Annotated in this window: 21 protein-coding genes, 1 tRNA gene and 1 pseudogene; 13 read left to right on the plus strand and 10 right to left on the minus strand. The window is 72.4% G+C overall.

Annotated features, from left to right (window positions below; translation table 11 throughout):
- Positions 1–127: 127 nt before the first annotated feature.
- The 8 genes from EV371_RS06120 to EV371_RS06155 all read left to right on the plus strand — a co-directional run bounded on the left by EV371_RS06120 (position 128) and on the right by EV371_RS06155 (position 8,947).
- Positions 128–213, plus strand: a tRNA-Leu gene (locus tag EV371_RS06120).
- Positions 214–320: 107 nt separating this feature from the next.
- On the plus strand, positions 321–1,394 hold the full coding sequence (locus EV371_RS06125) for an NAD-dependent epimerase/dehydratase family protein (RefSeq protein ID WP_130461188.1): 1,074 nt from the start codon (positions 321–323) through the stop codon (positions 1,392–1,394).
- A 31-nt stretch (positions 1,395–1,425) separates the two neighbouring features.
- On the plus strand, positions 1,426–2,232 hold the full coding sequence (locus tag EV371_RS06130; protein WP_130461189.1) for a WecB/TagA/CpsF family glycosyltransferase: 807 nt from the start codon (positions 1,426–1,428) through the stop codon (positions 2,230–2,232).
- Between the two features lie 94 nt (positions 2,233–2,326).
- A complete protein-coding gene (locus EV371_RS06135; RefSeq protein ID WP_130461190.1) occupies positions 2,327–3,160 on the plus strand; it encodes an ATP-binding cassette domain-containing protein in 834 nt (277 codons plus the stop codon).
- Positions 3,154–5,631 (plus strand): FtsX family ABC transporter permease, encoded by a 2,478-nt coding sequence (locus EV371_RS06140; RefSeq protein WP_130461191.1) that lies wholly within the window; start codon positions 3,154–3,156, stop codon positions 5,629–5,631. The genes EV371_RS06135 and EV371_RS06140 overlap by 7 nt, the downstream gene beginning before the upstream one ends.
- A 135-nt stretch (positions 5,632–5,766) precedes the next feature.
- Positions 5,767–6,651, plus strand: coding sequence for a sulfotransferase domain-containing protein (locus tag EV371_RS06145; protein ID WP_130461192.1), 885 nt, complete (start codon positions 5,767–5,769; stop codon positions 6,649–6,651).
- Positions 6,652–6,776: 125 nt separating this feature from the next.
- Positions 6,777–8,171 (plus strand): hypothetical protein, encoded by a 1,395-nt coding sequence (locus EV371_RS06150; protein ID WP_207230419.1) that lies wholly within the window; start codon positions 6,777–6,779, stop codon positions 8,169–8,171.
- Entirely contained in the window at positions 8,168–8,947 is a 780-nt protein-coding gene (locus EV371_RS06155; RefSeq protein ID WP_130461193.1) for a 3-ketoacyl-ACP reductase, read from the plus strand. Before EV371_RS06150 ends, EV371_RS06155 begins: the two co-directional genes overlap by 4 nt.
- Before the next feature lie 84 nt (positions 8,948–9,031).
- On the opposite strand, the gene EV371_RS06160 is transcribed toward EV371_RS06155, so the two are convergent.
- Positions 9,032–10,900: a S8 family serine peptidase gene (locus EV371_RS06160; protein ID WP_130461194.1), complete on the minus strand. Its 1,869-nt coding sequence runs from the start codon at positions 10,898–10,900 to the stop codon at positions 9,032–9,034.
- Positions 10,901–11,149: 249 nt separating this feature from the next.
- On the opposite strand from EV371_RS06160, the gene EV371_RS06165 reads away from it, so the two are divergent.
- On the plus strand, positions 11,150–11,749 hold the full coding sequence (locus tag EV371_RS06165; protein ID WP_130461195.1) for a hypothetical protein: 600 nt from the start codon (positions 11,150–11,152) through the stop codon (positions 11,747–11,749).
- Here EV371_RS06165 and EV371_RS06170 read toward each other — a convergent pair.
- The 3 genes from EV371_RS06170 to EV371_RS06180 all read right to left on the minus strand — a co-directional run bounded on the left by EV371_RS06170 (position 11,717) and on the right by EV371_RS06180 (position 13,475).
- Positions 11,717–12,160 (minus strand): hypothetical protein, encoded by a 444-nt coding sequence (locus EV371_RS06170; protein WP_130461196.1) that lies wholly within the window; start codon positions 12,158–12,160, stop codon positions 11,717–11,719. The two genes, EV371_RS06165 and EV371_RS06170, sit on opposite strands and share 33 nt — an antisense overlap.
- A 242-nt stretch (positions 12,161–12,402) precedes the next feature.
- Entirely contained in the window at positions 12,403–12,624 is a 222-nt protein-coding gene (locus EV371_RS06175; protein WP_130465694.1) for a DUF397 domain-containing protein, read from the minus strand.
- Positions 12,594–13,475, minus strand: a complete 882-nt coding sequence (locus tag EV371_RS06180) for a Scr1 family TA system antitoxin-like transcriptional regulator (protein WP_130461197.1) — start codon at positions 13,473–13,475, stop codon at positions 12,594–12,596. Before EV371_RS06180 ends, EV371_RS06175 begins: the two co-directional genes overlap by 31 nt.
- 587 nt (positions 13,476–14,062) lie before the next feature.
- Between EV371_RS06180 and EV371_RS06185 the strand changes: the two genes are divergently transcribed.
- A complete protein-coding gene (locus tag EV371_RS06185) occupies positions 14,063–14,365 on the plus strand; it encodes a hypothetical protein (protein ID WP_349337635.1) in 303 nt (100 codons plus the stop codon).
- A gap of 116 nt (positions 14,366–14,481) precedes the next feature.
- Positions 14,482–15,051 carry a hypothetical protein gene (locus EV371_RS06190; RefSeq protein WP_130461198.1) on the plus strand — a complete coding sequence of 190 codons (570 nt, stop codon included), beginning with the start codon at positions 14,482–14,484 and terminating at the stop codon, positions 15,049–15,051.
- 15 nt (positions 15,052–15,066) lie between these two features.
- On the opposite strand, the gene EV371_RS06195 is transcribed toward EV371_RS06190, so the two are convergent.
- The gene (locus EV371_RS06195) at positions 15,067–15,942 is read right to left on the minus strand and encodes a PASTA domain-containing protein (RefSeq protein ID WP_130461199.1); all 876 of its coding nucleotides are present in this window, start codon (positions 15,940–15,942) and stop codon (positions 15,067–15,069) included.
- A gap of 118 nt (positions 15,943–16,060) precedes the next feature.
- Entirely contained in the window at positions 16,061–16,732 is a 672-nt protein-coding gene (locus tag EV371_RS06200; RefSeq protein ID WP_165436617.1) for a PASTA domain-containing protein, read from the minus strand.
- 262 nt (positions 16,733–16,994) lie between these two features.
- On the opposite strand from EV371_RS06200, the gene EV371_RS06205 reads away from it, so the two are divergent.
- Complete coding sequence (locus tag EV371_RS06205) at positions 16,995–18,353, plus strand: hypothetical protein (protein WP_207230420.1); 1,359 nt, start codon at positions 16,995–16,997, stop codon at positions 18,351–18,353.
- A gap of 6 nt (positions 18,354–18,359) precedes the next feature.
- On the opposite strand, the gene EV371_RS06210 is transcribed toward EV371_RS06205, so the two are convergent.
- Both EV371_RS06210 and EV371_RS06215 read right to left on the minus strand, forming a co-directional pair.
- The gene (locus EV371_RS06210; protein WP_130461201.1) at positions 18,360–19,838 is read right to left on the minus strand and encodes a glutamate-cysteine ligase family protein; all 1,479 of its coding nucleotides are present in this window, start codon (positions 19,836–19,838) and stop codon (positions 18,360–18,362) included.
- A 182-nt stretch (positions 19,839–20,020) separates the two neighbouring features.
- Positions 20,021–20,605 carry a YceI family protein gene (locus EV371_RS06215; RefSeq protein ID WP_130461202.1) on the minus strand — a complete coding sequence of 195 codons (585 nt, stop codon included), beginning with the start codon at positions 20,603–20,605 and terminating at the stop codon, positions 20,021–20,023.
- A gap of 100 nt (positions 20,606–20,705) precedes the next feature.
- Between EV371_RS06215 and EV371_RS06220 the strand changes: the two genes are divergently transcribed.
- Positions 20,706–21,206 carry a MarR family transcriptional regulator gene (locus EV371_RS06220; RefSeq protein ID WP_130461203.1) on the plus strand — a complete coding sequence of 167 codons (501 nt, stop codon included), beginning with the start codon at positions 20,706–20,708 and terminating at the stop codon, positions 21,204–21,206.
- 397 nt (positions 21,207–21,603) lie between these two features.
- On the opposite strand, the pseudogene EV371_RS34140 reads toward EV371_RS06220, so the two are convergent.
- Both EV371_RS34140 and EV371_RS06230 read right to left on the minus strand, forming a co-directional pair.
- Positions 21,604–24,348, minus strand: a pseudogene (locus EV371_RS34140) (ATP-binding protein); the annotation flags it as partial.
- Positions 24,349–24,467: 119 nt separating this feature from the next.
- Positions 24,468–26,801, minus strand: a complete 2,334-nt coding sequence (locus EV371_RS06230) for an MMPL family transporter (protein WP_130461204.1) — start codon at positions 26,799–26,801, stop codon at positions 24,468–24,470.
- Positions 26,802–26,940 lie beyond the last annotated feature (139 nt).

Below are 26,940 nucleotides of genomic sequence, written 5' to 3' on the forward strand. Positions count from 1 at the left end.
CGACACATGCCGAAGAGTGGGCTCCGGACACGATCGTTATTGTCCTGTGGCGCGCTCAGGGAATGAGTCGGGTTGTCCCGGGCTTCTCGTCGGGAGGGCACGGGGCGACGCGGGTCACGCCTCGCCAGGGGAAGTGGCGGAATGGCAGACGCGCACGGTTCAGGTCCGTGTGCCCGAAAGGGCGTGGGGGTTCAACTCCCCCCTTCCCCACCACCTCAAGGGGCTCCGTGGCGACACGGGGCCCCTTGTTCATGTCGAGGCAACGGCGCCACCGCGCTATGCTCCGGTGGTTTCCGACCGAGGCGAACCAGGAGTGACGTGTGACAGTCGCGTTGGTGACCGGATCCGGCGGCCTGATCGGATCCGAGGCGGTCCGGCACTTCGCCGGCCTCGGCCTGGACGTGGTCGGGATCGACAACGACATGCGCCGGCAGTTCTTCGGCGCGGAGGCGTCCACCGCGTGGAACGTGCTGCGGCTCACCAGCGACCTCGGTGACGCGTACACGCACCACGACGTGGACATCCGCGACCGGGACGCGCTGGCCGGGATCTTCCGGCGGTACGGCCGCGACATCGGCGTGGTGATCCACACCGCCGCGCAGCCCTCGCACGACTGGGCCGTGCGCGACCCCTTCACCGACTTCGACGTGAACGCGGGCGGCACGCTGAACGTCCTGCAGAACGTCCGCGAGCACTGCATCGACGCGCCGGTCATCCACTGCTCCACCAACAAGGTCTACGGCGACCGGCCCAACAGCCTCCCCCTGGTCGAGCAGGAGACCCGCTGGGAGCTCGCCACGGACCACCCGTACTTCGACGGGGTCAAGGAGGACATGTCGATCGACGCGTCGCTGCACTCGATCTTCGGCGCTTCCAAGGTCGCCGCGGACGTGATGGTGCAGGAGTACGGTCGCTACTTCGGCATGAAGACCGCCTGCTTCCGCGGTGGCACCCTGACCGGTCCGGCGCACTCCGCCACCGAGTTGCACGGCTTCCTCGGCTACGTCATGCGCTGCAACATGGAACGCCGGACATACAAGATATTCGGCTACCAGGGCAAGATGGTCCGGGACGCGATCCACAGCCACGACGTGGTCGCGGCCTTCGAGGCGTTCTTCCGGGAGCCGCGTTCGGCGGCGGTCTACAACCTCGGCGGCGGGCGGCACTCGAACTGCTCGCACCTGGAGGCGTTCGCGCTGGCCGAGAAGATCACCGGGCGGGAGATGGTCACCGAATACCGCGAGGCCAACCGGGTCGGCGACCACCAGTGGTGGATCGGCTCCAACGCCGCCTTCCAGCGCGACTACCCGCACTGGAAGCAGATCTACGACGTGCCGATGATCCTCCAGGAGATCCACGCGGCCAACGTCGACAAGTGGGTGCCGCGGCCGTGAGGGCGCCGACCAGCGAGGCAGGGGGAGGACAGTGATCTCGCGGGGTAAGCGCAACGTGCTCGGCGTACTGGTCGACGCGGTCGACTACGAGGCCGCGACCGAGCAGGTGGTGGCGGCCGGGCGGGAGCGCCGGCCGATGGCGCTGACCGCGCTGGCCGTGCACGGGGTGATGACCGGGGTGCTCGACCCGGCGCACAACGCCCGGCTCAACGCCTTCGACGTGGTCACCCCGGACGGGCAGCCGGTACGGTGGGCACTCAACCTGCTGCACCGCGCCGCCCTGGCCGAGCGGGTCTACGGACCCGACCTGACCCTGAGTGTGCTGGCCAGGTTCGCCGACGAGGGCATGCCGGTCTACCTCTACGGCTCCACCGACGAGACCCTGGCCCGGCTGATCCCGGAGCTGGAGCGGATGTTCCCGGCCCTGAAGATCGCCGGGACGGAGTCGTCGAAGTTCCGGCCGGCCCGCCCGGGCGAGGACGCCGAGATCGCCGACCGGATCCGGTCCTCCGGGGCCCGGCTCGTGCTGGTCGGGCTCGGCTGCCCCCGGCAGGAGGTCTTCGCGTACGCGATGCGACCGCTGCTCGACATGCCGCTGATGGCGGTCGGTGCGGCCTTCGACTACCACGCCGGACTGCTCCGCAAGCCTCCACCGTGGATGCAGCGGGTCGGGCTGGAGTGGCTGTGGCGGTTCGGCCTGGAGCCGAAGCGTCTCTTCCACCGCTACATGGTGCTCAACCCGGCCTACGTGGCCCGGCTGACCGCGCAGCGGCTCGGGATCTGGAAGGCGACCCCGCCGGCCCCGGCGACCGACCGCCCGGCCACCTTCGCGGTCTGACCAGCTCCTCCTTGGCCGGGTAGGGCTGCCCCTACCCGCGAGAGGCCGGTCGCCGGGAGTGTTTGGGGGTGCCGGGTCCGGTTGACTCGCTGCCATGGACGCGGTGCGGCTGGCGGAGGTCAGCAAACGGTACGGCTCGGGCGAAAGCGCGGTCATCGCGCTGGACCGGGTGACCCTCGGTTTCGTCGACGGCACGTTCACGGCGGTGATGGGTCCGTCGGGTTCCGGCAAGAGCACGCTGTTGCAGTGTGCGGCCGGCCTGGACCGGCCGACCGCCGGTAGCGTCACGGTCGGCGACGTCGATCTCGGCGGGCTCTCCGAGACGAAGCTGACGCTGCTGCGCCGGGACACCATCGGCTTCGTCTTCCAGTCCTTCAATTTGCTCTCCGCGCTCACCGCCGAACAGAACGTCGCCCTGCCGCTGCGGCTGGCCGGGCACCGACCGCACCGGGGCGACGTCCGGGCCGCGCTCGCCGCGGTGGGACTGGCCGGGCGGGCCGGGCACCGGCCGGCCCAGCTCTCCGGCGGTCAGCAGCAGCGGGTGGCGATCGCCCGCGCGCTGATCACCCGGCCCCGGGTGCTCTTCGCCGACGAGCCGACCGGTGCGCTGGACTCCACGGCCGGGCGCGAGGTGCTGCGGCTACTGCGCGGGCAGGTGGACCGGGCCGGACAGACGATCGTGATGGTCACCCACGATCCGGTGGCTGCCGGGTACGCCGACCGGGTGGTCTTCCTCGCCGACGGGCGGGTGGTGGACGAGCTGCGCCAGCCGACCGCGTCGGCGGTGGCGGAGCGGATGACCGCCCTGGAACCGGCCGCGCCCGACGCCCCGGCGCCGGTCCGCCCCGCACCGGTCCCGCTCGGCGCGGCCCCGCTCCCGGTGGACGGCGCGGCAACGGGTGGCCCGGGTCGGGTGGCGCCGTGCTGACGCTGGCCGGCCAGACGTTCCGCAGTCGCTGGACGGCGTTCGTCGGCACCTTCGTCGCGCTCTGCCTCGGCGTCTGCCTGCTGGCCACCACCGGGCTCGCGCTGGCGTCCAGCGTCACCGGTCCGGACCGGCCACCGCGGTGGTACGGCAACGCCGACGTGGTGGTGGCCGGACCGAAGTCGGTCAGCGTCACCACGGGTACCGGCGACGAGCGGTACACGACAACCACGGATACGCCGTACTCGCGGCCGGTGCCGGCCGAGCTGGCGGACCGGCTGGGCGGGGTGCCGGGGGTCACCGAGGCGGTAGCCGACCGCCGGGTGCCGGTGGACCTGGCCGGTACCGCCGGGGTGGCCCGGCCCTGGTCGGCCGCGGCGCTGGGTGGGTACGGCCCACTGGTGGGTCGACCGCCCACGGTGGACGGGGATGTGGTGCTGACCTCGCCGGGCGGACACCGGCCGGGCGACCGGGTGCCGGTGCAGACCCCGGACGGACCACGGACGTTCACCGTCAGCGGGGTGCTGGCGCCGGCCGGCGAGGACGGGCCGGCGGTCGCCTTCCTCACCGACCGGGCCGCCGCCGCGCTTGCCGGTGACCGGATCACCGCCGTGGCGCTCCGGGCCGCCGACGGTGTCTCCGCAGGCACGCTGGCCGAGCGGGTCCGCGCCGCCGCGCCCGGGTTCCGGGTGCTCACCGGCGACGACCGGGCGGCCGCCGAGCCGGATCAGGACGGCGACGCGCTGGCCCTGGCGGCCTCGCTGCTGGGCACCACCGCCGGGGTGGCCACCTTCGTCTCGATCTTCGTGGTCGCGGGTACGTTCTCGTTCGCGGTCGCCCAACGCCGACGCGAGTTCGCACTGTTGCGGACGACCGGTGCCACGCCACGGCAGATCCGCCGGCTGGTGCTCGGCGAGGCGGTACTCGTCGGAGTGCTGGCCGGGCTGGCCGGCAGCGCGCTCAGCCTGGTCACCGCGCCGCCGTACGCGCACTGGCTGGCCCGGTCCGGCTTCGCGCCGGAGGACTTCACCGCCCGGTTCATCCTCTGGCCGCCGCTCGCCGCATCCGGGGTGGGGCTGCTGGTCGCCCTGCTCGGCGCCGGGATCGCCGCCCGGCGGGCGGCCCGGGTACGCCCGGTCGAGGCGCTGCGCGAGGCGTCGGTCGACACCCGGGTGATGGGCTGGGGGCGGTGGTCGTTCGGGCTGCTCTTCCTCGCCGGTGCGGTGCTGCTGCTCACCGCGCTGCCGGACATCGGGGTCTCGGACGGCCTGGCGATGGTCATGCTGGTCGCCCAGTTGGGGCTGGCCGCCGCCGGGCTGCTGGCACCGGTGCTGATCCGGGTGCTCGTGCCGCTGCTCGGCGCCGCACTTCGGGGCCAGACCGGCACGATCGCCCGGTCGAGTGCGTTGAGCGCGCTGCGCCGCACCACCGCCACCGCCGCGCCGATCCTGGTCACCGTCGGCATCGCGGCCACCACCCTGCCGCTGACCGCGACGCTGTGGGAGGCCGAGCAGCGTTCGGCCCGGGACCGGGTCGCCGCCACCGCCGTGGCGACCGCGAGCGGTCCGGTCGGGCTGGCCGAGCCGACGGTCGCGGCGCTCGGCCGGGTCGCCGGGGTGCGCGCCGCCGTCCCGAGCCGGCGGACCGAGGTGTACGTGCGCAGCGACGACTATCCCGAGGAGTACTCCGCCCGATTCGTCGGGGCGGGGCTGGACCGGGTGCTGCGGCTGCCGACCGTGGCGGGTTCGGTCGCCGGGTTGACCGGTACCGACACGGTGGCGGTCAGCCGGTCGATGGGCTGGCGGGTCGGTGAGCGGGTCCAGGTGTGGCTGGCCGACACGACCGAGGTGCGGCTGCGGGTGGTGGCCGTACTCGCCGACTCGGTCGACCTGGACCGGACCCTGCTGCTGCCCTGGGAGCTGGGCCGGGCACACCAGCCCGGCGGCGCCGACGTCGTCTACCTGGACGGCGGCGATCCGGTGGCGCTCGACGCGGCTGCCGTCGCCGGTGGCGGGAGGGTGCTGCCGACTCCCGAGCACCTGGTGGCGGGGGACGCCGCGCAGTACGAGCAGAACCGGGTGGCGCTGCTGGCGGTGCTCGGGATGGCGCTGCTCTACACCGGCATCGCGATCGCCAACACGTTGGTGATGGCGACCAACGACCGGCGGCGGGAGCTGGCGGTGCTGCGCCTGTCCGGGGCGACCCCCGGGCAGGTGCTGCGGATGATCGGCTTGGAAGCGGTGCTGGTCGGACTCTCCGGCACGGCACTCGCCGCGCTGGTGGGCGCTGCGATGCTGGCCGGGCTACGGGCCCGGTTGGCCGAACTGGTGGCGCAGCCGCAGGTCACCGTGCCGTGGTTGCCGATCACGCTGATCGCGGCCGGGTGCCTGCTCGCCGCCGTGCTGGCCAGCCTGGTGCCGGCGATGCTGGCGCTGCGCACCCCGGCCGCCCAGCTCGCGGGGGTGCGGGAGTAGGCGCTCGACACCGAGCCGGTTGTCGGCAGGCGGTCCAGGGTAGCCTTCCAGACCGGAGGGATGAGACAGCCGAAACGTGTCTCGACTGTCCTGCGGGTTCCCCCCGACCACGCAGGCATGGAGAGGGTTCAGACAATGAAGCGGGCCATCAAGCTGACCAAGCATTACACGCCTAATTCCCTGCGTGTGGTGGCGCGACGGGTGATGGGCAACGCCCACAACGCGAAACTACAACTCACGGTCCCGGTGGAGGTCCGCAGCGAGTTCGAGAACATATTTCACTGCACGGTACGCAAGGCGGGAAGCCAATGGGTCAAGGCCCTGTTCAGCGATCCCGTCATCTACCGCTACAGCGGGCTGCTCCCGTACGATCCGCGGCCGCACAATTGGCGTTATCCACAGCCTCTCCCGCCCGGCCGCATCGTCTCGTCGCTCTTCGTCTCCTACAACGGATTCATGAACATCCCCAAGTCCGGGCGGTATCGGACGTTCTTCATCCTCCGGGACCCCCGGGACCTCGTCGTTTCCGGCTACTTCTCCTATCGGAGTTCACACACGGCGATGGGGGATGTCCTCCAGGTCCGGAAGGTGCTCCAGGAGAAGCCCTTCAAGGAGGGGATGCTGCACGTCATCGAGCACCTCGCCAACAAGGGCACCTTCCGGTCCCTCCGGGCCTGGGCGAAAGCCCCGAACACGGAGACGGTCCGCGTCTGCCGGTACGAGGACCTGACCGGCGAGCGGCAGGCGGACGAGGTCGAGCAGTTGATGCGGCACTGCGGGATTCCCATTCCGCCGGCCGAGCTGGCGGCTTTGCTGTCGCGGTACAGCTTCTCGCGGATGCGCAACACCCAGGCGAGTGACCCGGCGCTGTCCCACTACCGCAAGGGGAAGCCCGGCGACTGGCGCAACCACTTCGACGACGACATCTACGAGGCCTTCGCCGCCGCCACGGGCGATCTCGTCGAGGTGCTCGGCTATCCCGGGTACGAGGCACCCGCGACGCGGGACGGGGACTCCTGAGTTTCGACCTGCCGGCCGCCCCGTACCCCGTGGCGGCCGACCGGCCCTGGCCGGGCCCGCCATGGGACGGAATTCATCCGGTCGCCCCCTGTTGCGCCAGGATAGCGCTTTCCTATGCTGGGCCGATGATGAGGATCGACCAGGGCCTGACCCCGTCCGCGCTGCTACCGAAGATCGACCGGCTCTGGGAGGTCTCCGCTCAGAAGATCGACTCGATCGGGAAGAGCTGCCCGCCCGGCGCCCCGTCGCCGGTCTTCACGGTCGACGGGCAGTACACCGCCCGGGGCTGGACCGAGTGGACCCAGGGCTTCCAGTACGGCTCCGCGCTGCTCCAGTTCGACGCCACCGACGAGCGGCGGTTCCTCGACTCCGGCCGGGAGCAGACCGTCGCGGTGATGGCCAGCCACGTCAGCCACATCGGCGTACACGACCACGGGTTCAACAACGTCAGCACGTACGGCAACCTGTGGCGGCTGATGAACGAGGGGCGGATCCCCGCCGACCGGGCCGAGCGGGACTTCTACGAGCTGGCACTCAAGCTGACCGGCGCGGTGCAGGCCGCCCGCTGGAAGACCACGGCGGACGGCACCGGCTACGTCTACTCGTTCAACGGGCCGCAGTCGCTCTTCGTCGACACCATCCGGTCCTGCCGGGCGCTCGCCGTGTCGCACCTGCTCGGACACGTGCTGATGGGCGAGCGGGACGAGCGGATCTCGCTGCTGCGCCGGCTGGTCGAGCACGCCGGCAACACCGCCCGGTGGAACGTCTACTACGGCGAGGGCCGGGACAGCTACGACGTCCCCGGACGGACCGCCCATGAATCGATCTTCAACGTGAACGACGGCAGCTACCGCTGCCCCAGCACCCAGCAGGGGTACTCTCCGTTCAGCACCTGGACCCGGGGCCTGGCCTGGGCGATGCTCGGCTTCCCGGAGCAGTTGGAGTTCCTCGCCGTCCTGCCCGACGAGGAGCTGACCCCGTACGGCGGCCGGGCCGCCGTCGAGGCGACGATGCTGCGCGCCGCCACCGCCACCTGCGACTTCTACCTGGCACACACCCCCACCGACGGCGTGCCGTACTGGGACACCGGGGCGCCCGGGCTGGTCCATCTCGGCGACTACCTGGACCGGCCGGCCGACCCCTACAACGCGCACGAGCCGGTGGACTCCTCGGCCGCGGCGATCGGCGCGCAGGGGCTGCTCCGGCTGGGCCGCCACCTCGACCGGGCCGGCCGGACCGAGGAGGGCCGGAAGTACTGGCAGGCCGGGCTGACCGTCGCCGACACGCTCTTCGGCGAGCCGTACCTGAGCACCGACGCCCGGCACCAGGGCCTGCTGCTGCACTCGGTCTACCACCGGCCGAACGGCTGGGACCACGTCCCCGCCGGGCAGCGGGTGCCGAACGGCGAGTCGAGCATGTGGGGCGACTACCACGCCCGGGAGCTGGCCCTCTATCTGCAGCGGGTGGCCCAGGACGAGCCGTACTACACCTTCTTCGGCCCGTCGGGGGTGCGGGCGTGACCGGCCGACCGGTGGCGGTGGTGACCGGCGGGTCACGCGGGATCGGCCGCGGCGTGGTGCTGGCGCTGGCCGGCGCCGGACACGACGTGGTGGTCAACTACGCCAGCAACGCGGACGCGGCGGCGGAGGTCGGCAAGGAGGTCGAGGCCCTGGGCGGCCGGGCCCACCTGGTCCGGGCCGACGTGTCCCGGGCCGGGGACCGGCGGCACCTGGTCGACGAGACGACGGCCGTGTTCGGCCGGATCGACCTGCTGGTCAGCAACGCCGGGGTGGCGCCGAGCGTGCGGGCGGACCTGCTCCAGGCCGGGGAGGAGTCCTTCGACCGGCTGGTCGACATCAACCTCAAGGGCCCGTACTTCCTGATCCAGCTCGTCGCCAACACGATGATCGCGCAGCAGGCGGCCGGCCGGGTCGAACGGCCGAAGATCGTGGTGATCTCGTCGATCAGCGCCTACACGGCCAGCGTCAACCGGGGCGACTACTGCGTCACCAAGGCCGGGCTGGCGATGACCGCCCAGCTCTACGCCGCCCGGCTGGCCGAGCACGGGATCAACGTCTACGAGATCCGGCCCGGCGTCATCGAGACCGACATGACCGGCCCGGTCAGGGCCCGGTACGACGACCTGATCCTCAATCAGGGCCTGACCCCGATCCGGCGCTGGGGGCAGCCCGAGGACGTGGGCCGGGCGGTCGTGGCCGTCGCCACCGACCTGCTGCCGTTCAGCACCGGCCAGGTGATCGACGTCGACGGCGGCTTCCACCTGCGTACCCTCTGATCGCCCTGCCCACGGCGGGCCCGGACGACGCGACGGGCCCCTTCCCGGCGTGGGAAGGGGCCCGCCCGCTGTCGGGTCAGCGCACTACAGGGTCAGGGTCCAGGCGTTGATGTAGCCGGTGTCCCCGGAGTAGACGTCCCGCACCTGCAACCGCCAGAGACCGTTGCCGGCCTCGGCGGAGAGGTTGACCGTGTACGTCGTGTTCACGTTGTCGGCGCCGTCGAAGATGCTGCTGTTCTTCAGCCGGTATCCGCTGCCGTCCGGAGCGATCAGGTCGATGATCAGGTCACCCCGGTAGGTGTGCACGATGTTCACCGCCACCGTCGAGGTGTTGGAGGCGTTGCGGTTGCACCCGGCGATGGTGATCCCGCTGGTGACGTTGACGTTGGTGTCCGGGATGGCCACGTCGGTCGGGTTGCTGGCCGTGCAGCCGGTGCCGGTGCCGGTCACCGTCAGCGTGTAGGAAGCGCTCCGGGTCGCCGACGCCCCGGTGCCGGTGATGGTCAGCGGGTACGTCCCGGGCACGGTGCTGGCGGTGGTGGCGATGGTCAGCGTCGCCGAGCCACCGGAGGTGACCGTTGCCGGGCTGAACGTGGCGGTGGCACCGCTCGGCAGGCCGCTCGCCGAGAGCGTCACCGACTGCGCGGAACCGGCCGTGGTGGCGGTGGCGACGGTGGCCGACACCGAGCCGCCCGGCGCCGTCGACCCGGTGCCCGGGGAGACCGAGACCGAGAAGTCGTTCGCCGGAGTGCCCTCGGAGACGTAGAGCAGCCGGTTCGGGGTGCCGGTGCCGGGGTTGGTCACCACGTTCGGCGTGGCGTTGTCGACCAGGTGGTCGCGGACCTGCTGCGGCGACCAGGTCGGGTTGGCGGAGAGCACCAGCGCCGCCGCGCCGGCCACGTGCGGCGACGCCATCGAGGTGCCGCTGATGGTGTTGGTGGCGGAGTCGCTGTTGTGCCAGGCGGAGGTGATGCCGACGCCCGGCGCCAGGATGTCGACGCAGGTGCCGTAGTTGGAGAAGCTCGCCGCCGCGTCGTTGTTCTGGGTGGCACCGACCGTGATGGCGTTCGGCACCCGGGCCGGGGAGTAGTTGCAGGCGTTCTGCCGCACCCCGAGCGTGTTGCCGTTGCCGGCCGCCACCACGTAGGTGATGCCGGCGTTGATGGAGTTGTTGACGGCGGTGTCGATCGCGCTGTCCGCCGAGCCGCCGAGGCTCATGTTGGCCACCGCCGGGCGTACCGCGTTCGCGGTGACCCAGTCCATCCCGGCGACCACCTGGGCGGTGCTGCCCTGACCCGAGCAGTTCAGCACCCGTACGCCGTAGATCCGGGCCGCCTTGGCCACCCCGTACGCGGTGCCGCCGACCGTACCGGCGACGTGCGTGCCGTGCCCGTGGCAGTCGTCGGCGGTACCGCCGTCGATCGCGTCGTACCCGCTCACCGCCCGGCCGCCGAACTCACCGTGGCTGAACCGGATACCGGTGTCGATGACGTACGCGTTCACGTTCGACGCCGTGTTCGGATAGGTGTACGAGCTGTTCAGCGGCAGGCTCCGCTGGTCGATCCGGTCGAGGCCCCAGGACGGGGGGTTCGGCTGGGTACCGCTGACCTGGAACATCTTGTTCTGCTCGACGTACGCCACGTCCGGGTCGGCGGCGATCCGCCGCGCGGTCTGCGCCGAGCCGCTGATCTCGAAGCCCCGCAGCGCGGCGCTGTAGGTGCGGCCCACCTTGCCGCCGTGCTTGCCGATCAGGCCCCGCGCCGTCGTCGACACGTTGGCCCGGGCGACCGCGGTGTCCTTGAACACCACGATGTAGCTGTCGGCGACGGCGTTCGGGCTGCCGACGCCCCGGACAGGTGCTTCCGGTGGAGCCGCGGCGGCCGGTACGGCGGCAGCGGCGATCATGGCCAGAGTGGACACTCCGACTATCACGGACCTACGAGGGAGACTCATCTCCCCTCCTCCCCTCCGATCGGTGCACGACCGCCCGCCCCGTTTGAGTGACGGGTCAGCACGACCGATCGAGCTGACAGTAGTCAGAACCCTTGCGGAACAGTAGATCCCGAACGTTCTATATTGACGAAGAGATGGTCATCTCTGCCCTCGTCGGCGGGCGGCCGCACCCCCTACGGGTGCCTTCTCGGGGGATCGGTGGGGGCGGGCCCGGATTCGCCCAGCCGGAAACCGGGCAAGGCTGTTGGCATGGACACCGATCTCGTCATCCTGCTCGCGATCGCCGCCGTCTGGCTCGCGGCCGGTCTCGTCGTCGAGGGGCTGCCGCAGCAACGGGCCGCGCGGCCGCTGCGCCGACGTACCGGGCTGCTCCTCGCGCTGGTCGGGTCCGGGCTGGCCGGCCTGGCCGGGATACTGCTGGGCGGTCTGGTCGAGGCGGAGCCGACGCTCGCCGACCGGACCGCGGCCGGGCTGGCGCTGCCGGCGGTGTCCGCGGCGGCCGTCGCGGCGGTGACGGTACGCCGCCTGCGGCAGCTCTGGGTCGGCGCGGGCGCCTTCGCCTCGGCGCCGGAGACCCCGGCCCCACCCGCGCTGCGCGCCGCCGCCGCCCACCCGATGATCGCGTTGCCGGTGCAGGTGACCGGCCTGGTCATGCTGCCGGCGCTGGTCACCGCGACCGGTCTGGTGCCGCTGACCAGTCCGGGCATGATCGGGGTGGTGCTCACCGCGGCGGTGCTCGCGGTCGGCACCATCGGGGTACGGCACGCGCTGCGGCACAGCCGGCTGGTGGAGCGGGCGGTCACCGTACGGTCGCGCTCATCGCGTACGGCTGGTGTCCTGCACGTATAGCAGTTCGAGGATCGCCCGGGCGGCCTCGAACCAGCGGTCGAGCCAGAGCGAACCGGGGACGGTGCCCTTCGGCGGCAGTTCCAGCAGCAGCCCGCGCAGCAGCGGATGGTCGACGAGCGGCTCGCTCGGCGGCACGTCCGGCCAGCCGGCCGGCGGGAAGACCGGCTCGGTCAGCCCGCCCATGTCCAGCGACGGGAGCGTCGGCGTACGCTCCGGCGGGCTCGCCGCCGCCAGACCGGCGCCCAGTTCGGAGACCCGCTCCGCCGGTGCGCCCTCCGACGCCCCGAGGTCGCCTTCGGCCGGCGCTTCCTCCACGGTGGTGCTGGTGTCCCGACGGGCGCCCCGGTACTTGCCGCCGAACCGTTCCGGCTTGGCGGAACCGTTGCCCAGATTCTCCGACCCGATCGTCATGTGTCTCGCCTGCCTCGCTCGGTGTGCGAACCCCCTGCGGCGGCCGGTCATCCCGACTCGTGCCACTTGGTACAACGACCCGACCGGTCACTGGCGACGGCCGGCCGGACCCGCCGGGCGACGTCGAGGCGCCCGGGAGTCGGAACGTCCGGGGGATGTCGTCGGGTACATCGACGCGGACCAGCGCGGCCATCCGGGCGGCTTCGATGCCGAGCGGATGACCGCGCTGGGGTGTCGGTGGTTCAGAGCAGGTCGAACTCGCCGTCCTTGGCACCGCCGACGAACGCGTCCCACTCGTCGGGCGTGAAGATCAGGGCGGGCCCGCTCGGGTTCTTCGAGTCGCGTACCGCGATCGCGCCGCCCGCGAAGGCCACCTCGACGCAGTTGTCACAGTTCGGTCCGCTGCGCGAACTCTTGTGCCAGGCTGCCCCGCTCAGGTCGACGCGGTACCCCTTTGTCTCCACTTCCACAATGGCTCCTCTGCCAACTTCGAAATCAGCGCGACGGACTCCTCCGGGCGTAGGGCTGCCGCGCGGATATGATCGAAGATAAATATGTATTTCTGTAGTTCATCCCGCTTCTCCAGAAATAGCCCGCCCGTAGCGTTTTCGGCGTAGACCACGTCCGGGTCACCCGGTTCCGGGAAGCCGAGGATGGTGAAAGTGCCGTCCATGCCGGCGTGCGCACCGGCGTCGAACGGCAGGACCTGGAGCGTGACGTTCGGTAGGTCAGCGGCCTCCACCAGCCGCTCCAACTGGGCTCGCATGACCGCGTCGCCGCCCACCGGCCGGCTGATCACCGCCTCATCGAGCACCACCCACAGATCGATCGGATCGTCCGGGTCAAGTAACGACTGACGACCCAACCGGACACGGACCCGCTGGTCGACTTCCTCGGCGACCCAGTCCGGCCGGGCGGACCGGATCATCGCCTGGGCGTACTCCTGGGTCTGCAACAGTCCGGGCACGGTCTGCTGCTCGTACGCCCGGATCGAGGCGGCCGCCGCCTCCAGCCCCACGTACGCCCCGGCGAGCACCGGGCTGTACGGATGCCACCAGCCCTTCTGCCGGGCCTCCCGGGCGATCTGGATCAACTCGTCGCACTCCGCACCCGTCACGCCGTAGATCCCGAGCATGTCCCGGACGTCCCGGACGGTGGCGCTGGTGTGACCGGTCTCGATCCGGGACACCTTGGACGCGGAGCACTCCAGCAACTCGGCGACGGCTTCGATCGTGACTCCGGCCTTCTCTCGGCGCTGGCGCAGCTCGGCTCCGAGCCGCCGACGGCGGATGGTCGGGCTCCGGCGCTCGGTCACCGGGACACCTCCGGACGATCAATTGGGGAGTCGGATTGCCGCCGCGCCTTCGACCGCCGACCGGCGGGGATCATTCGCGGCGGATGGAGCGATGATCCGCTCGGCCGCAGGGGCCGAAACCGGATCCAGTCTGCCGGTTCCACGCGCGGCGCATCAAGCGCCGTACAGCCCACTATCGCCATCCCGGAGCAAAGGGCAAACTGCAACTTGCATTGATCATGTTCTTGATGCACCCTGTCCGTATGGCTCGGGCTACGCAGCGTTCCCCTCTGGTCAGGCGACGCAATGCTCCCCCATTCTCGCCTGACCGTGGGGACGGCCGTGCCGGCGGTACGGCGAGAAGCCCCGCTCCGGGGTAAGAGCCCCCGCCGCTGTATGCCAGGGCCGCTACGGCGGCTGGCGCGTCCCGGAGTCGACAGGTGTTGGCCGGGGCGATGTGATGGCAACGACGCATCGCCCCGGCCGACGCCCCACTCCTTCGGCCACTCCCTGGCGGCGCAGCCGAGTGACCGCGTCAGAACCACCCACCAGACCCCCGCCCCGCCACTTCCGCCGGCCTGCCCGGCGCCAGTCGGACAGGAGCTGATGTGTCCCTTCCCCGCTCCGGTGACGTGCTCCACGTGACCCGCGCGGCGAGCGTCCAGTTCGCCGAACCCATCTACTTCCGGGTGATCCGGGTGCACGACTGGCAGACCTACCACGGCTGGGTCTGGCTCGACGGCTACGAGCTCAACCCGAGCGGCGACGCGGTCGCACGACGGTCGATATTCGTGCAGGTCAACGGCTTGCGTCAACTCCAGACCAACGCCGGCCGGCACAACTACCCGCGGGCCAGGCCACCCGCCCGGACCAACTCCAGCACCGTCACCGCCCGAGTCCGGGTGGGCTGAGCGGCATCTGCGGCAACGTCGCGCGGCCTCCACGGTCACCGCCCTAGAATTGGCGTACCCACCCCACGGGTTCACCACCCGCACGTCGTCGAGGGCCCCGAACCTGGGAGCCGCCGATGGCAGTTGAGACCTCCGACCGACACCGGACGACGTGTCGGAGCATGCCGGTCAGCCTGCTGCTTATCCTGATCACCGTCGGCCTGCCCGGCTGCACGAGCGGCACCGGCACCGGCCGCCCACCGGCCGTACGCCCCACGGCCGCCAACCCGACGCCGGTCGAATCGGGGCGTACCAGACCCGCACCGGAACTGACCGACCCCTCCGGGCGCGGCGGCGCGGCCGCCTCCGCATTCCCCACCCGTACCGACCGGGGTTGGCCGGGGCGGCGCGTCGGGCCCTGGCACCGGATGCCGACCGGGAACGACGACGGGACTCCGGACGACGCCGTCAGCACCGTCGAACCGGCGACCGATCCGGCCACCGCCTTCGACAACAATGCCCACCGGGCTCCGACCGGTCCGGACCGGCAACCTGGCGACGACGCCGAAACCCGGGCCGGGGCACCGCCGTCCACCGGCGGACCACCGCCGGGCTATCAGCGCTCATTGGCGTACTCCGGCCTGTTCGGCCTGGTGATCTCGGCGGTCGGGCTGGTCATGGTCGGCACCAGGCGCCGCTACTGGTAACCGGACCGACCCGGCCTACGGGGTGGGTTGGGTCGGACCGGTGGGACCGGGCGCGGTGGTCGGCGGCGGGGTCGGCGGCACGGCGACCACGAGGACGACCTCGCCGCCCGGCTCGACCTCCGTGCCGGTCGACGGATCCGTGTCCAGGACCGTTCCCGGTGATCGACCGGAGGTCTGTGGCCGGATCCGAGGCACCAGTCCCAGCCGCTCCAGCTCCGCCACGGCCTCCCGCTGAGAGAGTCCGACCAGCGGAGGCAGCGGTACCGGTGCCTCGGTGGTGCCCCCCGGGGTGGCGCTCGGCGTGGTGGCGGCGGTGGTCGGCGGACCGGTGGTGGAGGCGGTCGGCGCCGCCGGGGTGCTGACCACCGGGGACGGCGACGTCGGAGCGTCGCGCCGGGCCGAGTCGAAGATCGCCCAGCCGGCGACCACCAGGACGCCGAGCAGGATCACCGCCACCGTCCCGACCAGGATCGGCATCCACCAGCGCCGGTCGTCCTCCTCGGCGCCGTAACCCCAGTCCGGCTGCGGCTGGTGGGGCGGGGTCGGGCCGCGGGGCGGCACTCCGGCCCGGCCGGACCAGGCCGGCTCGCGGGGCGGGATCGGCGCGGTCGTGTCGGGCCGCCGGACGGTCGCGTCGAGCGGCCGCGTGGTCGGGTCGGCCCGGGTGGCGTCGGCCCTACCCGGCGGTCGGCCGGCCTCACCCGCCCGGGTGGCATCGGCGGTCCCGCCGGTCCGGGTGGGATCGTCGGCTCCGCCGGTCCGGGTGGCATCGGCGGGCCCGGCGCCTCCGGCCCGGTCCTCCGGGCGGGCGTCCTGCGGCCGGTCGTCGGGTGCGCCCCGGTCTCCGTCCACACCCCGGTCCTGCGGAGGCTGCCGCGGATCCTCGGCCATGCCACGTCCTCTCGCCATCGGATGGACCGGGCGAACCGCGTCAAACCTATCCGACCAGACGTGCCGCCGCCCATCGTCGCGGGCCCGGCGTGTCTGCCCGCGCTCCGCCGGCGACGGGCTAGGGCGTCGGCGGCCCGCTCTGGAGGGGGCCGTCGGAACAGTAGAGGCGGACCCGCTGGTTCCAGCGCAGCACCGTCCCGCCGGAGGGCTCCTGGTGGCGTACCTCGCCCCGCTTCCCGGTCGGATAGTTCGGATAGAGGCCTTCGTCGACCAGTTGCCGCGCCGCCTGCTTGCAGGACTCGCCGGCGAGCGCGGGCACCACCACCTCCGGTGCCGCACCCACCACGGTGACCCGGACCGTGGTGCCCCGCTTCACCGCGGTCCCACCCCTCGGGTGGGTACTGGCGACCGTGGGGTCGTCGCCCGCACTGCCGAAGACGAACTGCACGCCGAGGCCGAGCCCGAGCAGCTTGGCCCGGGCCTTCTGGAAGTCCTCGCCGACCACGTCGGGCAGGATCATCTGGCCGACCGGCGGCGGGGCGCTGCTCGGCCGGCGGCTGGGGGTCTGACTCGGCGTACTGCGTGGCGTCCGACTCGTCGCCTCCGCCGTCGGGGTGGCGCCGCCGGCATCCGGCTGGTCCGGCCCACCGTCACCGGCCAGCAGGTACCCACCGAGGGCACCGACGACGGCACAGATGACCAGCCCGACCGCCGCGCCGGCGAACAATCCCGCCCGGTCCGAGGAACCGCCGCCCAGGTCCGGTGGTCCCGCCACAGCCTCGTCCGTCATCAAGCGCCGCCCGAGAAACCCCTGGCTGCAGCCATGGGACGGAACGGGCGGCCCGGCGTGGTGGTGGTTCTCGGCATGTCGTCGGCTCCTCCATGCGGGCGGAACTGTCTGGGTACGGCTGCGATACCTGCGGGTGTGGCGACGGTGCCGACAGCATCGGTGGCCCGGCCCTCGAAGCGCAACCTGCCACGTATCGTGTCGGGACGGCTGCTCCCGGTTCGTGGGCTCGCCCCGGCATCGTGTGGACGCTACGCTGCCCCGCATGGCCGCACGAGGCTGGGGAGGATCCGTCGCGACGGCGGTCGGCGTTGCCGCCGGCGCCGGCGCCGCCCAACTGGGCTTCGGCTACGGGCTCGGCATCATCGCCTGGCTGCCGTCGGAGGGTGGCACCAGCGAGGCGGCCTGGGTCGCCAGCCTCACCTGGGCCGCCTGGATAGCCGCCACCTCGACCGTCGCCGGTGCCGTCTGCGCACACCGGCTGGGCGGAGCCGGCCGACGTCCGGCCGGCCCCGCCGGCGATCGGCCGCCGACCCTGACCACCTTTCTGTGGCGGGTCGTGCTCGCCGTCTCCGGTGCGATCGGCGCGCTGGTCACCGTGGTGCTGGTCGCCGTACCCGCTCGGGCGGTGGTGCGTGCCGACACTGCCGCTCCGCAGTCCGTCGCGGCCGGCTACGCGATCCTGGGGATCGTGCTCGGGGTGGTCACGGCGCTCTGGGCCATCTCGTCACCGGCCGTCGCCAGCAACGTGCTCGGTACGGTCTGCTGGCTCTGGGCGCTCGCGGTGATCTCGGTCGTCGACGGCGTACTCTCCGGACGCGGGCTCTCCGCCGCGCAGCTCGGGGTGTGGCAGCTGACCTCGAGCGGCGAAGCCTTCTGGTTCCGCGACTACTTCTACTGGCCCGGTGCGGCACTCTCACTCGGCTCCGCGCTGCTGATCGGCGCGTTCGCCGCCCGCTCGGCGGCGCGACGGCCGGCGACGCGGGTGGGTGCCGCCGTCTCCGGCATCAGCGGACCGCTGCTGGTGGCGGTCGCCTACTTCGTCGCCGCTCCCCGCCTGGCGGGCATCCGGCCGGAGCAGGTGTCGGCACATCTGATGGCGCCGTACGCGGTGGTCGCCGGGCTCGCCGGGTCCGCGCTGGTGGCGGCGCTGGCGCAGCACTCGGAGACGATGGCCCGACACGCCGACTCCACCGCCCCGTCCGCCGGCACGGAGCTGCTCCAGCAGACCGGTCACACCGACGACGTCGGCACCCGCCCGACCGGAGAGCACGCGGCCGACCCGACCGGAGAAGTGCGCGCGACCAGCCCGGCCGGCGGTGCGGGCCGGCCGGCCCGGCTGCCCAATCAGCCCGGCCGCCGGGCACGGCGTGGCGCCGACCGGGCCGACACCGATGCACCTTCGACCAGCACCGCCGGCCGGCTCCGGGACACCGAGCCGGACGGTGCACCCGCCCCGGCGACCACCGGACCGAACGGTACCGCCACGGAACCGGACCGTGCCGACGCCGAGCCGGACCGTGCCGCGGACGACGGGGCCGCAGGGGCGGGGGAGTCCGCCGAGCCGGTCACCGGGGGCGGTACGAAGGGCAGGCTGGGCAGGCTCGGGCGCCGCTCCCGCTGACCCGGGTCAGTCGACCGGCCAGGTGTGCACGGGCTCGTCGGTCCGCTGGAGTTCGCCGTACCGGTGCAGCATGTGGTGCAGCGCCTCGGACCGGTCCATTCCCCGGCCGCGCTCGGCGGCCCGCACCGCCTCGACCTGCCACACAGCGCCGTTGCGGCCGGTGCGGCAGCGCTGCTCGATGATGCCGAGCAGCCGGTCCCGGTGCTCGGCGCCGACGCCGAACCGGTCCAGCCCGGCCGCCGCCCTCGGCAGCAGTACGTCGAGGACCAGCTCGGTGACCTTCACCTCGCCGAGCCGGGGCCAGGAGACTGTCGCGTCGATGCCCCGACGGGCGGCCGCGTGGAAGTTCTCCTCGGCCGCGCTGAACGTCAGTTGGCTCCAGATCGGCCGGTCGCCCTCGGCGAGGTCGCGGGCCAGCCCGAAGTAGAAGGCGGCGTTGGCCAGCATGTCGACCACCGTCGGTCCGGCCGGGAGCACCCGGTTCTCCACCCGCAGGTGGGGGCGGCCGTTCATGACGTCGTAGACGGGCCGGTTCCACCGGTAGACGGTGCCGTTGTGCAGCCGCAACTCGGGAAGGCGGGGGATGCCGCCGTTGTGCAGCACCTCGACCGGGTCCTCGTCGTCGCAGATCGGCAGCAGCGGCGGGAAGTACCGGACGTTCTCCTCGAAGAGGTCGAAGATCGAGGTGATCCACCGCTCGCCAAACCAGACCCGGGGGCGTACGCCCTGGGCCTTGAGCTCGTCGGGCCGGGTGTCGGTGGCCTGCTCGAAGAGGGCGACCCGGGTCTCGGCCCAGAGTTGCCGGCCGTGCAGGAACGGCGAGTTCGCGCCGAGCGCCACCTGCACCCCGGCGATCGCCTGCGCGGCGTTCCAGTAGTCGGCGAAGCTGTCCGGCGCCACCTGGAGGTGGAACTGCAGGCTGGTGCAGGCGGCTTCGGAGACGATCGAGTCGGTGTGGGTCTGCAACCGCTCGACGCCCCGGATGTCCAGCTCGATGTCCTCGCCCCGGGCGGCGACGATCTGGTCGTTGAGCACCTGGTAGCGCTCGTTGCTGGAGAGGTTGTCGCGGACCAGGTGCCGGGGGGTGAGCGTGGGCAGTATGCCGATCAGGATGATGTTGGCGTCGGACTTGACCGCCAGTTCCTCCGCCCGGCCGAGGCTGGCCCGCAGGTCCTGCTCGTAGTCGGCGAAGCCGTCCCCCTCGATCAGGCGGGGCCGGGCGTTGAGTTCCAGGTTGAACTGGCCCAGCTCGGTCTGGAAGCTCGGGTCGGCGAGGTTGTCCAGCACCTCCGCGTTGCGCATCGCCGGTTCGGCGTTCGCGTCGACCAGGTTGAGTTCGATCTCCAGGCCGGTGGTCGGCCGGTCGGCGTCGAAGCCGAAGTCGTCGAGCATGAGCGCGAAGACGTCCAGACACCGGCGTACCTTCTGCCGGTACCGGATGCGGTCCTCCCGGGTGAAGGGGACCTCCGACACGTCCTGGCCCATCAACCCTCCCACCGCGAGGCGCTGTCTGCGGAAACGGCACCTCGTCCACGATCGCATACGATCGGGCCGCATTTTCCACCGGGCGCATTACCCAGAGATGCGCCCCGGTCACCAGTAGGTTCATGATCGGTGACCGGGGCACTTTTGGGTCGATCCCGGACCGGTGTGGCCGGGCGGCGGACTCAGGCCTGGCGGATGGCCTCGCCCTCGATCTCAATCTTGATCTTCTTGCCGACCAGTACGCCACCGGTCTCCAGGGCGACGTTCCAGGTCAGCCCGAACTCCTCGCGGTCGATCTCGGTGGTGGCGGTGAAGCCGAAGATGTCCTGGCCGTACGGGCTGCGACCGACGCCCTCGAACTCGACCGTCAGGTCGACCTGCTTGGTGATGTCCCTGACCGTGAGGTCGCCGGTGAGCACGAACTCGTTGCCACTGTGCGACTTGACCCCGGTGCTGCGGAACTCCAGGGCCGGGTACTTCTCCACCTCGAGGAAGTCGCCACTGCGCAGGTGGTTGTCGCGGTCCTCGGCTCCGGTGTCGATGGTGCCGGCCTGGATGGTCGCGGTCACCGCGGAGTCCAGCGGGTTCTCCGCGACGGTGATCGTTGCCTCCGCCTCACGGAACTGGCCGCGGACCTTGCTCACCATCATGTGCCGGGCCACGAAGCCGACGCGCTTGTGTGCCTTGTCAAGCAGGTAGGTGCCGGCGGTGGGGATCGTCAGCCCTTCCCACGTGCGGGTGGCGGCGGTCTCGGCGCTGCTGGTCATGATGTGCCTTCCCAGGAGATTAGGTTGTGTGCTCGATGACTGACACAGCAACTATAGACATAGCAATATTCCCGGTGTCAACTACTGCTACGATGGCAGGGTGACCAAGAACCTGCACGACGACGCCCGGATCACCGCCATGGGCCTGGTCATGGAGGTGCATGCCGGGCTCTCCGCCAGATTTGCCGCCCAGTTCGAGGAGCACGGGCTGTCGACGGTCGAGTTCGAAGTCCTGATGCGGCTGGCCCGCTCACCCGAGCACCAACTCCGGATGACCGACCTCGCCGCGCAGACCTCGCTCTCCACCAGCGGCGTGACCCGGGTCGTCGACCGGATGGAACGGGACGGCCTGCTCCGCCGCCGCGCCTGCCCCTCCGACCGGCGCAGCGCGTACGCCGTGGTGACGGAGTCCGGCATGGCGCGACTCGAAGAGACGCTGCCCGGCCACATTCAGCTGATCCAGGACTGGTTCGTCGGCCAACTCGAACCGGCCCAACTGGAAGGCCTGCTCGATTCGTTGCGGATCGTCCGGGACGCGGTCCATCCCGGCGCCACCGCCGGCAGCGCCGGCACCAGCGCCGAGGCGACGACCGCCCGTTGACCTGCGTCCACGGACTGTCGATCAATCCTCACGGATTCCTATTACCACTCTCGGAGAGCACGAACACCTCCCGGCCTCACCTCCCGGCCTCACCGGCAGAAAGACCGGCAGAACTCACGCACAAATCGCCACGTCACCAACTAACCAGAAAAAACGGGCGACAGATTCTGGTTAACCTTCAGGCAGCCGGGGGGCTCTGGGGACGTGGCGCGGGCGGGTGTCAGTGAGGCTCTGTCGGGGGGCTGTCCCGCTCGCGCCACGGCCCCAAGGTGAGCGCCGAGCCACCGCGGGGTCAGCTCTCCGGCTGTGCCACGTCCGCCCCGGCCCCGTCCGGATGCGCCGCCTCGGCCGGGTCCGGATGCGCCGCCCCGGCCCGGTCCGGATGCGCCGCCTCGGCCGGGTCCGGATGCGCCGCCTCGATCAGCGCCCGCTCCCGGGCCAGCAGGACGATCCCGCCCTCCCGGCACACCTGATCGAGGCGTTCGACCGCCGCCGTCCGGGCCACCGGATCGTCGGTACTCGCCACCAGGCCGACCAGCGCCTCAGCGACGTCCCGCAGGTCACGAGACCCTTCACAGGCCCGCACCGCCGCCGCGTACCACTCGGCCGCCCAGTCCCGGTCGCCCCGCTGCATCGCCAGGCTCGCCTCGATCAACGCGCAGAGCCCGTCGTCCCGGGGCGCGATCTCGTCCACCCGGGCACGCCCGGGCTCCGGTTCGACCGGGCCGAATCCGTCGACCGCCTTCCGGGCACGCAGCTCGGAGAGTACCGCGGTCGCCTCGTCGATCCGCCCGTCCTGGGCGAGCGCCAGACCGACCGTGCCGAGCGCCCGTCGACGGTGCCCGGGATCGCCGAGATCGGCCAGGGCCGACACCGCCCGGCGACCGTGCCGGACCGCGTCCGCGTACCGGCCCTCCAGGCGGGCCACCTCGGCCAGGTTGGCCCGGGCCAACACCCGGAGGCGCTCCTCACCGCACTCTCCGGCGAGCCGGTCCACCGCCGCCAGCCGACGCCGGGCGGCAGCGAGGTCACCGATCCGGATCTCGTGCCAGGTCAGATTGTTCTGCGCCACCGCCATGTCCCGGATCCGGCCGATCCCGGTGGCCAGTTCCAGAGCCGCCTCGCCGTGCCGCCGCGCCTCGTCGTGGCCGCCGACCGCGGTCCACAGTCCACAGAGTACGTTCCGGGCCGCCAGCTCACCGGGTACGTCCGACAACCGTTGGAACGCCGTCACCGCCGCCTCGGCAGCCGGCAGCTCCTGCGGCCCGGCGCCGTGCTCCTGGGCCAGTTGCGCGACACCGACCTGGGCCCAGGCTCGGGCGGTCGGATCGGCGTCACCGGTGCGCGGATCGTCCAGCAGCCGGCGCAGCCACTGCCGACCGGCCACGTCCCGTCCCCGGTAACGCCACCAACGGGCAAGGTGACCGGCCAGCCGCAGCGCGGTGTGTGGATCGTCGTTCGCCGAGTACGCCAGCGCCGTCCACAGGTCACCGGCCACCTCGTCCAGCCGGCCGACCGCCTCGACGAACCGGGCACCGGCCAACTCCGGCGCGACCCGGGCGGCCAGCCCGGCGAAGACCGACGCGTGCCGTCGGCGGATCGCGGCGAGTTCGCCGTTGACGGCGGCACGTTCGGCCGCGAAATCCCGCACCACGTCGAGTACCCGGAACCGGAGCGGTCCGCTGCCCCGGGCGCCGATCAACCCGTGCGCCAGCAGGCGGTCCAGCAACCGGACCGGATCGACCGGACCGCCGGGCCCGTCGCCGGAACCCTCCGTCTCGACGACCCGGGACGGCTGCGGATCCCCGGCGACCCGGGACGGCTGCGGATCCCCGGCGACCCGGGACGGCTGCGGATCGCCGACGGATGGGACATCGGCGTCGGCGGACCGGCTCGGCGGGGTACCCGCCGGCCGGGTCGGCGGATCCCGGGGCGGGGTGCCGGCCACCGGGAGCGGGTCGGGGGCGAGCATCGCCTCGGCCAGCTCCACCGACCAGCGGTTGCGCATCACCGAAAGGCGGCGCAGCGCCGCACGCTCGTCGGCGTCGAGCAGCCGGTAACTCGCGGCCACCGCGTCCCGTAGGGTCACCGCCGCCTCCCGGCCCACCGGCGAGGTGCCGAGGTCGAGCAGGCGGTTGCCGTACCGGTCGAGCAGCTCGTTCAGGTTGAGCACCCGGCCGTGCGCCGCGGCCAGTTCGATGGCGAGGGGCAGCCCGCCCAGCCGGCGTACCAGCTCGACGAGCGCGACCACCTCGTCCGGCTGCGGCGGCTCCCGGCCGATCTGGCGCAGCCGGGCGAGCAGCAGCGCGACGGCCGGATATTCCGCCACCGCCGCGAGGTCGGCCGGGACGTCGGCGGGTGGCACCTCCAGCGGGGCGACCGGCCGGACCCGTTCCCCGGCGAGCCCCACCGGGTGCCGTCCGGTGGTCAGCACCCGCAGCGTCGGCGCGATCTCGGCGAGCCGGTCGAGCGCCTCGGCGGCCGCGCCGGGAGCCCGCTCGACGGCGTCCACCAGCAGCAGTGACGGTGCGTCCGAGAACCGGCCGGCAAGGTCACTGGCCCGGCCGACGCCGAAGACCGTGGCGACGACCGACAGGACGTCCTCCTCGGTGGCACCCTCGATCATCACGAGCCCGCTGGTGCCGCCGGGAAACTCCTCGGCCACCTCCCGGGCCACCTTGAGCGCCAGCCCGGTCTTGCCGACTCCGGCGAGGCCGACCAGGCTGACCACCCCGCGCGGCGCCCGGGGCTGCTCGGTGAGCATCGCGGCCAGGTCGGCCACGTCCCGGTCCCGACCGATCAGCTCACCCGGCTCCGGCAGTCCCAGGCCGCGCGGCGGCAGGCCCCGGGCCCCTGGTGCGGCCAGGCCGCCCACCTCCGCCACCGGCCCGGCCTGGCCCCGGGCCAGTGCGACGAAGTCGGCCCGGTCCTGACCGGCCAGTCCGAGTGCGGTCGCGAGCAGCTCGACCGTCGTCCGCTGCGGGCGGGACGCCCGGCCCCGTTCGAGGTCACGGACCGTACGGATCCCGACGGCGGCCCGTTCGGCGAGTTCGGCCTGGGTCAGCCCGGCCGCCAGCCGGCACCGGCGGAGCAACTCGGCGAAGCCACCCGGAACCCGGTCAGCACCATGATCCGGAGTCATGGCCAGGAAGACTACGCAGCCCGGCTGGGCCCCGGCATAGATACGTCGCGCTACCGACGGAAGAGGACATAGATATCCGACAGATCACTGATGACCGGTTCCGGCGGGTAACCGAACCCTCACGGTTCGGCGGAGACCGGGACCGGAGCAGGTGGAGCCGGCGAGCCCGCCGGTCGTTCCGGGTCGCCGGAGAACCGCAGGTGCAGCCGACGTAGTGGGTCCGGTGCCCACCAGTTCCACTCGCCGAGCAGGCTCATCACCGCCGGCAACAACAGCCCGCGGACCACGGTCACGTCGAGGAGTACGGCCACCGCCATGCCGAAGCCGATCTCCTTTACCGCCGTCAGGTCGCCGAGCAGGAAACCCAGGAAGACGATGGTGATGCAGATCCCCGCCGAGGTCACCACCGGACCGGTCCGGGTGATCCCGGCCAGTACCGCCCGCTGTCCGGCGCGGGTGCGGGCCGCCGGGGTACGCAGATGCGACCATCGGCGCCACTCCTCGCGGATCCGGGCCAGCAGGAACACCTCGTAGTCCATCGACAGTCCGAAGACGAAGACGAAGAGCAGGATCGGGGTGGTGAGGTCGATCGCCCCCCAGGACTCCACCCCGAGCAGGGCCGCCCCCACCCCCCACTGGAAGACCACGACCAGCACGCCGAGGGTGGCGAGCAGGGTCAGCACGTTCAGCACCAGCGCCTTGACCGGGATGACCAGCGAGCCGGTGAGTACGAAGAGCAGCACGGTGGTGACCAGCAGCAGCACTCCGGCGGCGTACGGCAGTCGTCGGGTGACCGACGCCCGGTAGTCGACCAGCTCGGCGGCGGGCCCACCGACCAGCAGCGGCAGTGGCTGGTCGAGGGCGCGGACGGCGCGGACCAGGTCACGGGACTCCGGGCCGCCGGTCGCGCCGCGCGGGGTCAGGTCGATCACCACCGCCGCACCGGGCACGTCCGGCCGGGGCTGCATCCGGATCACCTGGGGCAGGGTGTTGAGCTGGTTCATCAGGTCCCGCACCTCGGTGCTGGCCGGATCCGCCTCGACGACGACGGTGACCGGGGCGGCCCGGCCCGCCTCGAAGTCGCGCAGCAGCACGTCGTGCACCTGCCGGGCCTCCATCGACCGGGGCAGCGCCCGGGCGTCCGAGTTGGCCAGGTTGGCGCCGGCCAGGAAGGGCAGGGCCAGCAGCAGCAGGCCGGCGGCGACGCCGAACGCGACCGGCCCGGGTTTGCGCTGTGCGTATCCCGCCAGTCGGCCGAGCAGGCCGGGATCGGCACCGGGCGTACCCGATCGTGGGCTGGCCGGGACGATCCGGCGGGCCGGGCGGGCGGCGACGGTCAGGGCCCGGCGCAGCCAGGTCCGGGCGCCAGGGGGCGGGATGCGCCGGTGCGCGACGGCGACCAGCGCCGGCAGCAGGGTCAGGCCGGCCAGCGTGGCCAGGGCCACCGCCAGGGCGCCGCCGAGCGCCATCGCCGCGAGCAGCGGCGAGGCGAAGACGTAGAGGCCGGCCATCGCGGCGGCGACCGCCAGGCCGGAGATGAGCACGGTACGGCCGGCGGTCGCCATCGTCCGGGCCAGCGCCTCGACCGGATCGCCGGGCTCCGCCCCCGCACCGCTCCCACGCCCCGCACCGCGCTCCGGTCCGGCGCCGGGCCGCGACCCGGCGCCACGCCCCGACCCGGCACCGCGCTCCTCGCGGAACCGGGCGATCAGCAGCAGCGCGTAGTCGACGGTCAGGCCGATGCCGAGCAGCGTCACCACGTTGACGGTGAACTCGCCGACCCCGGTGACGGCGGTCAGGCCATAGAGGCCGAGCAGGGTCACCACGACGGCGGCGAGCGCGGCGAGCAGCGGAAGGACCCCGGCCAGCAGACCGCCGAGGATCACCACCAGCGCCACCAGGAGTACGCCGAGCGCGATCGACTCCCCGACGGCCGCGTCGTCGATGGCCTGCTCGGCGAAGGCCCGCTCGGCCAGATCCTCGCCGCCCACCAGCACCTGCGGTGCGTCGATGCCGCGCAGCAGGGCGGCCACCCGGTCCTCGGCCGCCTCCCGGTCGGCGGTGTGCAGCCCGGCTGCCAACTCCACCCGGACCAGGCTGCTGCGGTTGTCGGCGCCGATCCGGCCGCCCGCCGCGTTGTAGAGGTCCTCAACCTCGCTGACCCCCGGCACGGCCAGCACCTCGGCGCGTACCCGGTTGACGCTGGACACCAGCGCCGGGTCGTACGGGTCCCGGTCGCGGACGACGGCGACCACGATCGGGCCCTCCGGCAGCAGCTCGGCGACCCGGCGGTCGGCCCGCTGTGACTCGGCGTCCGGGCGGAGGTTGTCGGTGTCGACCAGCCGGTCGAAGACCTGTCCGCCCAGGGTGGCCCCGGCCAGCACCAATCCCAGCCAGCCGACCAGGACCGGCCAGCGCCACCGCCACAGCGATCGCCCGAACGCAGCGAACATGCCCGAACCTCCCCTGACGCGACACGCATCGACGCGGGGGTCGCCGCCCGCTCGTCGCCCTCGGCGCACATGCAAACACCCAGAGCAGTGGTACGTCAGCCGCTATCCGGTCAGAACTGACTGTCCGGTGTGTCGGGTC

The organism is Plantactinospora sp. CNZ321, from assembly GCF_004217235.1.

Excerpts from the sequence above, each read along its gene's own strand:
- EV371_RS06135 (WP_130461190.1), top strand. The coding sequence starts at position 2,327 with ATGGACGCGGTGCGGCTGGCGGAGGTCAGCAAACGGTACGGCTCGGGC.
- EV371_RS06145 (WP_130461192.1), top strand. The coding sequence starts at position 5,767 with ATGAAGCGGGCCATCAAGCTGACCAAGCATTACACGCCTAATTCCCTG.
- EV371_RS06150 (WP_207230419.1), top strand. The coding sequence starts at position 6,777 with ATGATGAGGATCGACCAGGGCCTGACCCCGTCCGCGCTGCTACCGAAG.
- EV371_RS06160 (WP_130461194.1), bottom strand. The coding sequence starts at position 10,900 with ATGAGTCTCCCTCGTAGGTCCGTGATAGTCGGAGTGTCCACTCTGGCC.
- EV371_RS06165 (WP_130461195.1), top strand. The coding sequence starts at position 11,150 with ATGGACACCGATCTCGTCATCCTGCTCGCGATCGCCGCCGTCTGGCTC.
- EV371_RS06170 (WP_130461196.1), bottom strand. The coding sequence starts at position 12,160 with ATGACGATCGGGTCGGAGAATCTGGGCAACGGTTCCGCCAAGCCGGAA.
- EV371_RS06190 (WP_130461198.1), top strand. The coding sequence starts at position 14,482 with ATGGCAGTTGAGACCTCCGACCGACACCGGACGACGTGTCGGAGCATG.
- EV371_RS06195 (WP_130461199.1), bottom strand. The coding sequence starts at position 15,942 with ATGGCCGAGGATCCGCGGCAGCCTCCGCAGGACCGGGGTGTGGACGGA.
- EV371_RS06200 (WP_165436617.1), bottom strand. The coding sequence starts at position 16,732 with ATGACGGACGAGGCTGTGGCGGGACCACCGGACCTGGGCGGCGGTTCC.
- EV371_RS06205 (WP_207230420.1), top strand. The coding sequence starts at position 16,995 with ATGGCCGCACGAGGCTGGGGAGGATCCGTCGCGACGGCGGTCGGCGTT.
- EV371_RS06210 (WP_130461201.1), bottom strand. The coding sequence starts at position 19,838 with ATGGGCCAGGACGTGTCGGAGGTCCCCTTCACCCGGGAGGACCGCATC.
- EV371_RS06215 (WP_130461202.1), bottom strand. The coding sequence starts at position 20,605 with ATGACCAGCAGCGCCGAGACCGCCGCCACCCGCACGTGGGAAGGGCTG.
- EV371_RS06230 (WP_130461204.1), bottom strand. The coding sequence starts at position 26,801 with ATGTTCGCTGCGTTCGGGCGATCGCTGTGGCGGTGGCGCTGGCCGGTC.